Annotated in this window: 13 protein-coding genes (1 of these 13 running past the window's edge); 8 read left to right on the top strand and 5 right to left on the bottom strand. The window is 61.0% G+C overall.

What is annotated here, in order from left to right; all coding sequences use genetic code 11:
* Positions 1–27: 27 nt before the first annotated feature.
* The 4 genes from creD to blrA all read right to left on the bottom strand — a co-directional run bounded on the left by creD (position 28) and on the right by blrA (position 4492).
* Complete coding sequence (gene creD, locus ACTG2G_RS10885) at positions 28–1404, bottom strand: cell envelope integrity protein CreD (RefSeq protein ID WP_429204844.1); 1377 nt, start codon at positions 1402–1404, stop codon at positions 28–30.
* 120 nt (positions 1405–1524) lie between these two features.
* Complete coding sequence (blaOXA, locus tag ACTG2G_RS10880; protein ID WP_219594924.1) at positions 1525–2319, bottom strand: OXA-12 family class D beta-lactamase; 795 nt, start codon at positions 2317–2319, stop codon at positions 1525–1527.
* Positions 2320–2399: 80 nt separating this feature from the next.
* Entirely contained in the window at positions 2400–3821 is a 1422-nt protein-coding gene (gene blrB, locus ACTG2G_RS10875) for a beta-lactam sensor histidine kinase BlrB (protein ID WP_439985420.1), read from the bottom strand.
* On the bottom strand, positions 3818–4492 hold the full coding sequence (blrA, locus tag ACTG2G_RS10870; RefSeq protein WP_033138557.1) for a beta-lactam response regulator transcription factor BlrA: 675 nt from the start codon (positions 4490–4492) through the stop codon (positions 3818–3820). The genes blrB and blrA overlap by 4 nt, the downstream gene beginning before the upstream one ends.
* Before the next feature lie 122 nt (positions 4493–4614).
* On the opposite strand from blrA, the gene ACTG2G_RS10865 reads away from it, so the two are divergent.
* Both ACTG2G_RS10865 and glmS read left to right on the top strand, forming a co-directional pair.
* Positions 4615–5388: a DeoR/GlpR family DNA-binding transcription regulator gene (locus ACTG2G_RS10865; protein ID WP_005355851.1), complete on the top strand. Its 774-nt coding sequence runs from the start codon at positions 4615–4617 to the stop codon at positions 5386–5388.
* Positions 5389–5443: 55 nt separating this feature from the next.
* Positions 5444–7276, top strand: a complete 1833-nt coding sequence (gene glmS, locus ACTG2G_RS10860; protein WP_421336550.1) for a glutamine--fructose-6-phosphate transaminase (isomerizing) — start codon at positions 5444–5446, stop codon at positions 7274–7276.
* 59 nt (positions 7277–7335) lie between these two features.
* On the opposite strand, the gene ACTG2G_RS10855 is transcribed toward glmS, so the two are convergent.
* Positions 7336–8112: a helix-turn-helix transcriptional regulator gene (locus ACTG2G_RS10855; RefSeq protein ID WP_005357256.1), complete on the bottom strand. Its 777-nt coding sequence runs from the start codon at positions 8110–8112 to the stop codon at positions 7336–7338.
* A 210-nt stretch (positions 8113–8322) separates the two neighbouring features.
* Here ACTG2G_RS10855 and ACTG2G_RS10850 point away from each other — a divergent pair, with 210 nt between their 5' ends.
* The 6 genes in view from ACTG2G_RS10850 to ACTG2G_RS10825 are tightly spaced (at most 2 nt apart) and all read left to right on the top strand, a layout consistent with a single transcriptional unit that may run on beyond the window.
* On the top strand, positions 8323–9084 hold the full coding sequence (locus tag ACTG2G_RS10850) for a DUF3450 domain-containing protein (RefSeq protein WP_005339362.1): 762 nt from the start codon (positions 8323–8325) through the stop codon (positions 9082–9084).
* Positions 9081–10385, top strand: a complete 1305-nt coding sequence (locus ACTG2G_RS10845; protein WP_439985419.1) for a MotA/TolQ/ExbB proton channel family protein — start codon at positions 9081–9083, stop codon at positions 10383–10385. The genes ACTG2G_RS10850 and ACTG2G_RS10845 overlap by 4 nt, the downstream gene beginning before the upstream one ends.
* A complete protein-coding gene (locus ACTG2G_RS10840) occupies positions 10382–10912 on the top strand; it encodes a MotA/TolQ/ExbB proton channel family protein (protein WP_005339367.1) in 531 nt (176 codons plus the stop codon). Before ACTG2G_RS10845 ends, ACTG2G_RS10840 begins: the two co-directional genes overlap by 4 nt.
* The gene (locus ACTG2G_RS10835) at positions 10909–11310 is read left to right on the top strand and encodes an ExbD/TolR family protein (RefSeq protein ID WP_005339369.1); all 402 of its coding nucleotides are present in this window, start codon (positions 10909–10911) and stop codon (positions 11308–11310) included. The genes ACTG2G_RS10840 and ACTG2G_RS10835 overlap by 4 nt, the downstream gene beginning before the upstream one ends.
* Positions 11307–11969, top strand: coding sequence for an energy transducer TonB (locus tag ACTG2G_RS10830; protein ID WP_139732756.1), 663 nt, complete (start codon positions 11307–11309; stop codon positions 11967–11969). The genes ACTG2G_RS10835 and ACTG2G_RS10830 overlap by 4 nt, the downstream gene beginning before the upstream one ends.
* A 2-nt stretch (positions 11970–11971) precedes the next feature.
* A protein-coding gene (locus ACTG2G_RS10825; RefSeq protein WP_021230421.1) for a hypothetical protein crosses the window boundary here: on the top strand, positions 11972–12858 show its 5' portion. 292 nt of this gene lie beyond the right edge of the window; 887 of the gene's 1179 nt are visible here — the first part of the coding sequence; its start codon is at positions 11972–11974; the stop codon falls past the right edge of the window.

The following is a 12858-nucleotide window of genomic DNA, read 5'->3' as shown; positions in this document are numbered from 1 at the left end:
CGCCTGATGGCGCCGGTTTTTTTGGGCTTATGACTGATGGTTGGTGTCACTGGTCGATGACTGGGGGGCCGCCCATGTGGTCGCGGGTGCGCTGTAGTCCATCACCTGATACCAGTCGAGCTTGCGGGTCAGCATCATGATCAGTGCCAGAGTGGCGAACAAGAGCAGGGCGCCGAGCAGCAGGGCGATCTCTTCGGCCTGCAGCAGGCTGTAGAGGATGGCATAGACCAGCCCGAGCAGCGCTGCGAAGCCGATCCCCTGTTTCGGGCCACCCAGCACATGACTGAGGTAGAAACCGTTGAGCAGTACGCTGGCCTGTGCGGCCACCAGATAGGCCCAGCCAAAGCCGAGGTGTTCGGTCAGGGCTAGCAGCACCAGATAGAAGATAGCCAGCCCCATGCCCACCAGCGCGTACTGGATCGGGTGAACCCTCAGCCCCTTGAGCAGCTCGAACATGAAGAAGCTGATAAAGGTGAGGCCGATAAACAGCAGGGCATATTTGGCCGCCCTCTCATTGAGTTGATAGTGATCCACCGGCTGCACCAGACTGACGCTGAAAGTGGAGAGATTGCTATCGCCCCCGTTCATCATCCGGTTGAAGCGGGTCTCCATGTCGCTGGCGAACCAGCTGGTTTGCCAGTTGGCCTCAAACCCTTGCGGGCTCAGGGTGCGACTGCCCGGCAGAAAGTCGCCGATAAAGTTGGGATGGGGCCAGTTGCCCGCCAGCAACAGGGTGCTCTCCTTGCCCAGCGGTACTATGTCGAGGGTGTTCATCCCCTGCAGATTGAGCTCCAGATGAAAGGTGCCATCCTGTTGCGGCAGGCTGTCGAGCGGAGCATGGATACCCGCGAGCGCGTCACCTAGGCGGGCGCCGGGGGCAAACGGGATCCGCTGTGTGCCGAGTTGCAGTTCGGGGACGCTGTTGATACCGCGGGCATCGGAGAGCACCAGGCTCAGGTAGGGTTTGCCCGCCACCAGCTCGGCCGCTTCATCAAGCGGTGGGTTCGCATTATCCAGCAGACTCTGTCGGGTAGGCAGGTAGCCCGAGAGGGTGAGCTGGGTCTGGTAGACCTGCGCCTGATAGATGCCCAGCTTGCGCGGGGTGACCTCCATGTTGGCCTTGATATCCAGTTGCTCCGGCAGCAGGTAGCGGTAGATCTGCTCCTGACGGACGAAGCGCTTGCCCTCCTGCTCGACCGTCACCGAACGGGTATAGGGCTGCACGATAATAGGCCCCATCAGTCGTTGCGGGCCGCTGCTGCTGGCCATGATGCTGTGAATGGCCTGACTGCGGTAAGCCTGACGCTCCCGGTTCAGCTCCATGATGGATTGCACCGGCATCATTAACAGCAGGCTGAGCAACAGCAGCAGAAAGATCTTGTGGGTGAATATCTGTTTGACCATGACACGTCTCCTTGTTGGATGGAGCGAGTTTGTCTGCCCGACGTGAAGGGGTGATGGGCTTGTGTGAAGTGGTGGTGAAGGGGGATAAAAAAACCGGCATTGCGCCGGTTTCTGGAGGGATTACAGGGTCTTCAATTTTCCGGGCAGGGCGGCCAGCACCTCTTCTTTCGCCTTGAGGGAGGCGAACTGCTTGCCGGGCTTTTGCACCACGGTATGGACGAAGATCAGCTGCTTGCCCGGTTTGCTGGCCCAGCCGACGAACCAGCCGATCTGCTGATCGCGGTTGAGGCTGCCATCCAGCTTCTTCGGGTAGCCCATGCCGGTCTTGCCGTGGATCTGCCAGCCGTCGATCTCGCTCACCTTGAGGATATTGGCGGTGTACTGCAGGGTCTGCGCCGAGACCGGCAGCTTGCCGCTCAGCATCTTGCCGAGGAAGCGGGCTTGCTCCTCCGGACTGATGGCGAGGCTGGAACTGAGCCAGGCCTGGGTCAGACCATCATGCTTGCCCGGATTGCCGGAGAGATCCCGGTTGCCGTAGTCGAAGCGGTCGACGTATTGCTGGAAGCGCTCCATCCCCAGCCATTCGGTGATCTGCTGGGAGAACCAGACCACCGAGTAGGTTTCCCAGCGGCGCGGGGTAGTGGTTTCGCGCCAGGCGGGTAGCCAGCCGTCATAGCTCGGCTTGTAAGGCAGTGCCGGATGCTCTTCATCAACCAGATAGCCACTGTCGTAACCCATCAGCGCGAGCGGGATCTTGAAGGTGGACGCGGGCGGCAGCTGGCTGGAGCAGTCCCCTTCGCTGGAGAGGGTCTGGCCGTTGCCGTCAGCATAGAGAAAGCAGCCGCTGGCGGCGGAGGCTGGCAGGGCTGCGAGCAGACCGGCAGCCAGCAGGCTGGAGAGAAGCAGGCGGGACATAGCATTTCCTTGAGCAAATGGATGAGAGAAAGCGGCAGTCTAATGCCGCTTTGTGTGGGGAATGTGAAGTTGCGGGGGGACTAGGTGAATGGCAGCCAGAGTTCCGCCAGCGCGCCTCCCTCTGGCCGGTTGCTCAGGGTCAGACGGCCGCCATGCTGGTGGGCCACCTCATGGGCGAAACTGAGCCCGAGACCGCTGCTCTTGCCCTTGTCGGGGCGCGGCAGGGAGTAGAAGCGCTCGAAGATGCGCGGCAATGCGTAGTCGGGAATGCCGGGGCCGCTGTCGGTGACCCGAAAACAGTAGCCCTCCTCCTGCTGGCTGCCGCTCAGGGTGACTTGCCCGTTGGCGGGAGAGAAGTCGATGGCGTTATCCAACAGGTTGCCGATGGCCTGCTCCACCAACAGCGGATCCCACTTCTGTTTCGGCGCGCTGGCCAGCTCGGCCACCAACTCGACCTGACGGCGCTGGGCGATGATCTGGCGGGCATCGAGGGTGCGCTTGCCCAGTTTCGCTGGCTCCACCGACTGGCGATCCAGCCCCTGCCCCGACTCCAGCCGCGCCAGTTGCAGCATTCGCTCGATCAGCTGCTGCATGCGGGCACTCTCCTGATTGATGTTGCCGATAAAGCGTTTGGCAACTTCGGGGGGCGGCGTTTCGGCCAAAATCTCCCCTGCCCCGCGAATAGCGGCCAGCGGGCTCTTCAGCTCGTGGGTCAGGCTGTGCACATAGGCTTCTATGTAGCTTTTGCCATCGAGCTGGTGGCGCATGGTCTCCAGCGAGCGGCCGAGCCGATCCAGCTCGACGGTGTGCAACTGCGGCAGCGGTGCCGCCTCCCCCTTGCTGACCGAGTCGGCGTAGTGCACCAGCTTGCCGATGGCGCGGTTGAGCCACCACACCAGCAGGCTGCCGATCAGCAGCGAGATGAGCAGCATCTGGCCGCCGGCCCGCAGCAGCTCCTGTTCCCCGCGCTCGATGGCAGGCATCAGGGTGCGATTGGGTTTGGCGACGGTGAGGGAGCCGATGATCTCGGCCCCTTCCCGCAGCGGCGCCGCCACATACATGGTCGAGCTGGCTGCATCGTCGGGATCGGTGCGGGTGCTGCGGGCGCCATACTGGCCGCGCAGAGTGCGGTAGACATCGTTCCAGCGGGAATAGTCTTTGCCCAGATCCGTGCCGTCGGAGTCGTAAATCACCATGCCCTTCTGGTCAGTGACATAGATGCGGTACTCCGCCTGCTGCTTGAGGTGGCCATCGATCATCGCATTGATGGGATTCTGGTTGAGGCGGGCGAAGGCGCTGGCCAACCGCCCGTTCATCATATTGCCCTCTTTCAGATCATCGAGCGCCAGCGGTGCCAGCAGCTGGGTCATGTCTACCAGAGTATCCTCGGTGGCGCTGCGCACTCCCGGTTTTATCTCCTCGACGAAGATCTCCAGCACGAACCAGGCGGCCAGCGCGAAGATCAGCAGCAGGCCGCACAGCAGTTGCAGTCCGAGTCTCATGCCAGCTCCAGGCTGTAGCCCAGCCCGCGGTGGGTGAGGATCAGGTTGGCCTCGGGATCATGTTCGCGCAGCTTGGCGCGGATGGTCTTGATATGGGTATCGACGGTGCGATCCAGACTCTCCTCCGCATCCTGCCACACCAGGTCCATCAGCTGTTGGCGGGAGTAGACCCGCCCCGGCGCCTGCATCAGGGTCTTGAGCAGCAGATATTCGTAGCGGGTGAGGGCCAGCGGTTGGCCGCGAAAATGGATGCGGGCCCGCTCCTCATCCAGTACCAGCAGGGCGCTGGGCTGGGGGGCGACGGGCTGGCTGCGGCGCAGGATGACCCGCACCCGGGCACACACTTCCCGTGGCGAGAAGGGTTTGGCCACATAGTCGTCGGCACCGATCTCCAGCCCGATCAGCCGGTCTATCTCCTCGCTGCGGGCGGTGAGGAACATCAGGGGGATATCGGTCAGCGCCCTCACCTGCTTGCAGAGTTCGAAGCCGCTGATGTCGGGCAGCCCCACATCGAGGATCAGGAAGTCGGGTCGCGTCTGTTCCAGTCGTGTCAGCAACTGCTGGCCCAGCATGAACCACTCCACCTCGAACCCGTCGGTCTGCAGGGCGTAAATCAGGGTGTCGGCGATGCTGGCCTCATCCTCCACCAGCCAGATGACTCTCTTTTGCATGGCATCCTCGTCGCAAATTGGCACCCCATTCTGGCATCGAACCAAATCGGATCCTATTTGCTGTTTTATTTTTCCGAAAAAGGGGCTAATATTTCGATGTTCTTTCGAATCGAAACTTAAAAATGACCAAACGTAATACTCAACAACGCCGACACACCATAGTGACCCTGGTACAAGAGCAGGGTGAAGTGAGCGTCGACGCCCTCGCCAAACACTTTTCTACCTCCGAAGTGACTATCCGTAAAGATCTGGCGGTACTGGAGACCGGCGGTCTGCTGCTGCGCCGTTACGGTGGTGCTGTCCCTTTGCCGAGTGAGATGGTGGTCGAGGTCAACCCTGAGCAAGTTTCGAACCGAAAGTTAGCCATTGCCCGTGCGGCGGCCGAGCGGCTGCGTGATCACAACCGCGTCATCATCGACAGCGGCAGCACCACCAGCGCCATGATCCCCATGCTGGGCAACAAGCGCGGCCTCATCGTGATGACCAACTCCCTCAATGTGGCCGGAGCCCTGCGCGAGCTGGAAAATGAGCCTACCCTGTTAATGACCGGTGGCACTTGGGACCCTCACTCCGAATCCTTCCAGGGGCAGGTGGCGGAACAGGTGCTGCGCTCCTACGACTTCGACCAGCTCTTTATCGGTGCCGACGGCATCGACCCGGAGCGTGGCACCACCACCTTCAACGAGCTGGTGGGCCTGTCGCGGGTCATGGCCGAGGTGTCGCGGGAGGTCATTGTGATGGTCGAATCGGAGAAGATCGGCCGCAAGATCCCCAATCTCGAACTTCCCTGGTCGAGCATCCATACCCTGGTGACCGACGAGGGGCTGGCCAGCGAGGCCAGAGAACAGATTCAAGCCCAGGGGGTGACGCTTATCTGCGCCCCGGTCACTTGCTGACACGAGCTCTGAACCATCCAACTGACTTTACGATTTGCATCTCAAGGAGAAGTGTATGTGTGGCATCGTCGGGGCTGTCGCCCAACGTGATGTGGCTGAAATTCTGGTAGAGGGACTGCGCCGTCTGGAGTACCGCGGTTATGACTCAGCCGGTGTGGCCGTGTTTAGCGCCAACCAGCCGTTGCAGCGGGTTCGCCGTCTGGGCAAGGTGGCCGAGCTGGCCAAGGCGCTCGACGAGCAGTCCGTTCACGGTGGTACCGGCATCGCCCATACCCGCTGGGCCACTCACGGCGAGCCCTCCGAGCGCAACGCCCACCCCCACGTCTCCGAGCATATCGTGGTGGTGCACAACGGCATTATCGAGAACCACGAAGAGCTGCGGGAAGAGTTGAAGGCGCTGGGCTATGTGTTCAGCTCCGACACTGATACCGAGGTGATTGCCCATCTGGTCCATCACGAGCTGAAGAGCGCCGGTAGCCTGCTGGCCGCCATGCAGACTGCGGTGAAGCAGCTGCGCGGTGCCTACGGTACCGTGGTGATGGACAGCCGCGACGACAGCCGCGTGGTGGTTGCCCGCTCCGGTTCACCTCTGGTGATCGGCCGCGGTATCGGCGAGAACTTTATCGCCTCCGACCAGATGGCGCTGCTGCCGGTGACCCGTCGCTTCATCTTCCTGGAAGAGGGGGATGTGGCCGAAGTGACCCGCCGCGATGTGCAGATCTTCGATACCAACGGCAACGCTGTGGTGCGCGAAGAGCAGGAGTCCGAACTCTCCCACGATGCCGGTGACAAGGGTGAATACCGTCACTACATGCTCAAGGAGATCCACGAGCAACCCAAAGCGATCACCAACACCCTGGAAGGGCGTCTGGGCAGCGATCACGTGGTGGTCGAATCGTTCGGCAACGGCGCGCGCGCCATCTTTGACAAGGTCGAACACGTGCAGATCGTTGCCTGCGGTACCTCCTATCACTCCGGCATGGTGGCCCGCTACTGGTTCGAAGAGATCGCTGGCGTCTCCTGCGATGTGGAGATCGCCTCCGAGTTCCGCTATCGCAAATCGGTAGTGCGCCCCAACAGCCTGCTGGTGACCCTCTCCCAGAGCGGCGAGACCGCCGATACCCTGGCGGCGCTGCGTCTGGCCAAGGAATCCGGCTACATGAGCTCGCTGGCTATCTGCAACGTGCCGGGCTCTTCGCTGGTGCGTGAATCGGATCTGGCCTTTATGACTCGCGCGGGGGCAGAAATTGGTGTGGCCTCCACCAAGGCGTTCACCACCCAGCTGGCTGGCCTGCTGATGCTGGTGGCCTCGGTCGGTCACTGCCGTGGCCACCTGAGCGCCGCCGCCGAGGCCGAACTGGTCAAGGCGCTGCAAGCCCTGCCGCTGCGTATTAAAGAGAGCCTGGCACTGGCCAAGGATATCGAAACCCTGGCCGAAGAGTTTGCCGACAAGCAGCACAGCCTGTTCCTCGGCCGCGGCAGCCAGTACCCCATCGCCATGGAGGGGGCGCTCAAGCTCAAAGAGATCTCCTACATCCACGCCGAAGCCTACGCCGCTGGTGAACTGAAGCATGGCCCGCTGGCGCTGATCGATGCCGAGATGCCCATCATTGTGGTGGCGCCGAACAACGATCTGCTGGAGAAGCTCAAGTCCAACGTGGAAGAGGTGCGCGCCCGTGGCGGTATCCTCTACGTGTTCGCCGATGCCGATACCGGCTTCAAGAGCGACGAGACCATGCGGGTCATGAACCTCAACCATGTGGAAGAGATGATCGCCCCCATCGTCTATACCGTGCCGCTGCAGCTGCTCTCCTACCACGTTGCCCTGATCAAGGGCACTGACGTCGACCAGCCGCGCAACCTGGCAAAATCGGTGACCGTCGAGTAAGTCACTCTCTCAAATGAAAAAGAGCCGCAATTGCGGCTCTTTTTGTTTCGGCTGAGGGGTTACGACAGCCGCAGGTTGGTGATGGTGACCTCGTCGAGGGAGGGCACTATGATGCCGCTGGTGATCCCTTTGGCGATGGCCTGACTGCGATTCTTCGAGTCGGTTTTGTTGGTCACCTGGGTCAGATGGAAGTTAACCGTCCGCTCACTGATGCCGAGGATGGTGGCGATCTCCCAGGAGGTCTTGCCCTCGCTGGCCCAGAACAGGCACTCCTTCTCCCGATCCGACAGTTCGGTCAGGTATTTCATCATATCCGGTCTGCTTTTGATCAGTTGCAGCGCGGAGTTGAAGATGTAGCTGGCGCAGAACGACAGCAGCGGAACATTTTCAAACATCAGATCGGAGTTGGATTTCTCCTTGGTGATGAATGAGAGGATGCCGTGCTCCCCCTGCGGGGTGTGCAGCGGAAAGGAGACGCCATTGCGTACCCCGAAATCGGCGGCCAGGTTCATCACGTCGCGGCTGGCGCTGGGCAGCCAGGGCGAGTCGCAGTCGAGCTTGTTCCAGAAGATAGGCTGGGTCTGTTTCAGCCCCAGATAGACCACCGGATCCTGGGTCAGATACTGGTTTTCGCTATATGCGTCAAACCAGGTGGTCGGACAGTTGTTGAATAGTGCCACGTGGGATTTTTGCATGCTGATGGGGAAAATAATCAGCAGCCGAAAGTAATCAAAGCCCATTTGATGACTGAAGCGCTCCAGCAGTTGCTGGATATCGCTGGTTTTTGTTGCCTTGGTGAACTTGTCGATATGTTCCCAGATCGCATCGTTGAGCATTACTTTCTCCTTTTTCGATCTCTATCACACTGATCGAAAAGATTTTTTCTCGTTATTTATATTTGTGCGGTGGCTATTGGCGCCACTTATTCCGTGCGTGTTTAAAAATTATCCTGTTTTTGTGCATAAAGGCCAAGAAAATCCTCTCGTTGCCAGTCCGCCCTGCATTTGAGATAATGATAATAGTTATCATTAGTAAGATGTATTTCAATGAACAAATTATGGGGTGTGGCCCTGCTGCCACTGTCAGTCCACTTTGCTGCCATCGGGGATGAGCTGGTTGCTCCCGCCCTCAAGAACAGCATAGCTGCCGGGAAAGCCTCCCAGCAGCGGGTGGAAAAAGCCGCCGATGCCGCCGTTGCCGCACGACTGGAGCTGCAAAACGCCCAGCTGCAACTGCGTGACCTCGAGGCCTACAACCGCTACATGCAATCTCTGGTGGCCGATCAGCAAAATGAGCTGGGTAAATTGAGCCAGCAGCTGGAAGCGGTGCAAGAGACCCGTCAGGGCTTGATCCCGCTGATGTTGCAGATGCAGGCAGATCTGGAACAGCTGGTGCAAAACGACATTCCGCTGCGCAAGGAAGATCGGCTGGCGCGGGTTGAACAGTTGAAAGCGACCCTGGCCCGCGCAGACGTTAGCGAGGCAGAGAAATTCCGTCAGCTGCTGCAGGCCTATCAGATTGAAGCCGAGTACGGCAGCCGGATGGACAGCTATTCCGCCGAGCTGGAGCTGGATGGTGCTCCGCGTCGGGTCGATGTGCTGGCGCTGGGTCGGGTCTCCCTGCTGGCAATGACGGCCGATCGCAGTCAGGCATGGCGCTGGTCTGCCGAGTCTAAGCAGTGGCAAGCCCTCGACAGCCAGTGGCTCTCCCCTATCGCCGAGGCGATGGATGTGGCCGCCGACAAGAAAGTTCCCCAGTTGCTCAATGTCCCCCTCTCTGTCAGCCGTAGTCAGGAGGCCCAATCATGAGAGTCACCATGAAGTGGTTCCCCCTCCTTATTGCTCTCTCCTGCGGTGCCAATGCCGCTGTCGCTGATGAGTGGCAGCAGCAGGAACAGGCTCGTGAACAGCAGGCTCAGCAAGATCTGGCGACCGTTGCCAAGGAGCTCGGCACTGCCCGCGCCAGACTGGCCGAGGCCCAGCGCTTGAGCAAGGAGCTGGCTGGCAAGTTCGCCAGCAACGAGAAGCAGCTGGTCGAGCTTAACGCCCAGTGGGAGCAAGCCTCCGGCGACATGAACGAGATCTTCGCGGTCACCCGTCAGGGCGCCAGCGATGCGGTCAAGCTGCTGAGCGAATCCTCCGTCGAGGGCCAGTACCCGGAGCGTCTCGCCCCGCTGAAAGCCATGGCACAGGATAAACAGGTGCCGGATCGCGCCGCCCTCGCCCTGCTGCCCGCCACGCTGCTGCAGGAGATCCGCGAATCTGGCCGGATTGCTCAGTTCAACGGCAAGGTGCTCGATGCCCAGGGGGCTGCCAGCGAGCAGTTGCTGACCCGGGTTGGCAGTTTTGCCCTGCTGGGGAGCGAAGGCTTCCTGCAACCGACCGCCGAAGGCTTGAGCCCGGTACTGGGTCTGCCCGGTAGCGTGCTCTCTGCCGTTGCGGCTTATCAGGGTCAGGAAGGGGAAGCGCTGCCGCTGGATCCTTCGCATGGCACTCTGCTGGCGATGCTGGCACAGGCGCCTACCTTCTGGCAGCAGGTACAACAAGGTGGTCAGGTCGGCGCCATTATCGTGCTGTTGGCCGCCATCGGTTTGGGTATCGCTGCGGTACGGCTGTGGAGCCTCTCCCGCGAACTGGGTCGGGTGCGCCGCCAGCTCAAGAGCGGCGAGTATCACGCCGACAACGCCCTCGGCCGGGTGCTGACGGTGGCGGACAAACACCCCGAGCTGAGCATGGAGACCCTCGAACTGCGTCTTGATGAGGCGATCCTGCAGGAGACTCCTCGCATGGAGCGCGGCATCGGCATGGTCAAGGTGATCGCGGCCATCGCCCCCATGCTGGGTCTGCTCGGTACCGTGACCGGGATGATCGGCACCTTCCAGGCGATCACCCAGTTTGGTACCGGCGATCCCAAGATCATGGCGGGCGGCATCTCCATGGCGCTGGTTACCACGGTACAGGGTCTGGTGGCGGCCATTCCGCTGATCCTGGCCCACAGCCTGCTGCAATCGCGCTTCACCGAGCTCTCCAATGTACTGGAGCAGCAGGTAGCCGGCATTCTGGCCGAGCGCGCCGAGAGCAATAACGGCGGGATGGAGCGAGCAGCATGATGCTCGACATCTGGCAACAGCTGCAGAGCTTCATGGGCCGTGGCGGCCCGGTGCTCTGGGTCATTCTGGCCCTGCTGGTGCTGATGTGGATTTTGATGATCGAGCGGTTGCTCTACCTCAATCTGGGTTTTGGCCCGTTGCAGCAACAGCTGCTCGGCCGCTGGCAGGCCCGCAGCGAGCGCCACAGCTGGCACGCCCGAGCGATCCGCAGCCGCTGGCTGGCACAGGCGGAGCTGGAACTGAACCGTCATCTGATCTTCATCCGCACCCTGGTGGTGCTCTGCCCCATGCTGGGGCTGCTGGGCACTGTGACCGGCATGATCGGCGTATTCGATGCGTTGGCTGCGGCCAACCGCTTTAACCCGGAGAGCATGGCGGGCGGGATCTCCCGCGCCACTATCCCCACCATGGCGGGCATGGTGGTGGCGCTCTCCGGCGTGTTGTTACTCAGTCGGCTCGAGAGTCAGGCCAAGCGTGCGCTGGCCAAGACCCGGGACGGCCTGCGAGAAGAGAAGGTAATGCAATGAGACGGCAATCCAAACGCCAGCGTGACGAAGTGCAGATCGACATGACCCCCATGCTGGATATCGTGTTCATCATGCTGATCTTCTTTATTGTCACCACCTCCTTCGTGCGTGAAGCCGGACTCGAGGTGCACAGACCCCAGGCCAGTCAGGCCAAGGCGCAGAAATCCTCCAGCATCATGCTGGCGATTGGGGCTCAGGGTCAGATCTTCCTCGACCGCAAGCAGATCGATGTGGAGCGGGTACAGGCCACCATCGCCCGCCTGCTGGCGGAGCAGCCCGATGCCAGTCTGGTGATCCAGGCCGATGAGCGGGTGCCCCACGGCAAGGTGGTGCGGGTGATGGATGAGGCCAAGGCGGCGGGTATCGCCAATATCGCCGTGGCGGTGGCGCCAAAATGAAATACAAGCTGATGAGCCTGGGGCTGGGGATTGCCCTCAGTCTGGGCATCCTGCTGTTTATGGCCACGCTGGTTGAACCGCCCCGGGGCGAGAAGGTGGCGAGCGAACAGAAGCCCATCGTCATCAATATGCAGAACGAGGTGACCGAGGTGCAGGTGCGCGAGCGTCCGGTGCCGCAGGAGCCTGAACCTTTGCCAGAGCCTCCCGCGGCATTGGCCTCGACACCGCTGCCGATGCCTGCCGCGGCCCCCTTGGCGGCCGTTGAGCCGAGTCTGGATCTGGTCTCCAGCCTCAGCGCGGTGCAGGTCTATGCCCCCGGTGTGGCGACCAGTACCTCACCGGTATTGAGTGGCAACTACCACGGTCAGCAGCAGGGAGCGGGTATCGGCGCAGGTGACATGCTGATGCCGCTGCAACGGATCGAGCCGGTCTACCCCTATCGTGCCCAGCAGTCAGGGATCGAAGGATTCGTCACCCTGCGCTTTAGCGTGAATGCCGAAGGTGGCGTGCAAGATGTGGAAGTGGTCGAGGCCAAGCCCAAGCGTCAGTTCGAGCGGGCGGCCATTCAGGCGATCAACAAGTGGCGCTATCAGCCGAGACCGGGCGCTACCGACAAGCTGGTGCAAGTCATCACGCTCAAATTCAAACTGGAGTCATAACTATGTTGCGGATCTGGATCTGTCTGCTGGCCCTGGTTGGCCAAGCCTGTCTGGCGATGGAGGTCAGCCCTCACTTCTCCCGTCAGCTTGAACCCGTGATGAAGCTCTATCAGTCCGGTCAGTGGCAACAAGCCCAGAGCAAGGCGTCCGGCCTCAAGCCAAATAGCGATGCCGAGCGTGCCTGGCTGGCGCAGCTGCAAGCCTCGCTGGCGGCCAATCTGCAACAGACCGCCCAGGCGAGCCGTTATGTCGAACAGGCCCTTGCCTATAAAGAGTGGCCCGAGCAACAACAGCTCCAGCTGCTGCGACTGCGCGGCGATATTCAGGCCCAGCAATCCAACTGGTCTGGTGCCATCGCCAGCTACAAGGCGGCACTGGCACTCAAGCAAGACGATGCACTACGCCTGCGTCTGGCCGGTCTCTATTACCACAACAAGCAGTACGGTGACGCCGCCAGCCAGAGCGAACAGTTGTTGAAGAAGGGTTGGCAGAAACAGGCCGCCATCATTCGTCTCTCCGCCCTCACCGCTCAGCAACGTTATGGCGTGGCTGCCGATCAGGCGGCCGAGTTGATCAGCCACGAACCCAAAGAGAGCAAATGGTGGCAACAGGCGGTATCGCTCAACCTCTCCGCCAAACGTGGCGATCAGGCGTTGGCTCTGTTGCAAACAGCTATCGACAGAAAACTGATGGATGATGCGTCTGCCCGCAATCAGCTGATCCGTCTCTATGCCTGGCAAGGGCTGCCTTATCGTGGAGCCCGTCTGCTGGAAGCGGCCATGGCCAAGGGACAGATGAAGCAAAGTGCTGAAAACCGCCAACTGCTTGCCCAATTGTGGGAAGGTGCCCGGGAGTGGTCACAAGCAGTTGATAGCTGGCAGCAGCTGGC

The sequence above is a fragment of the Aeromonas sp. 55A genome (assembly GCF_051919665.1).
GTDB lineage: Bacteria > Pseudomonadota > Gammaproteobacteria > Enterobacterales > Aeromonadaceae > Aeromonas > Aeromonas veronii.
This window is presented reverse-complemented; position numbering and strand designations above follow the sequence as displayed.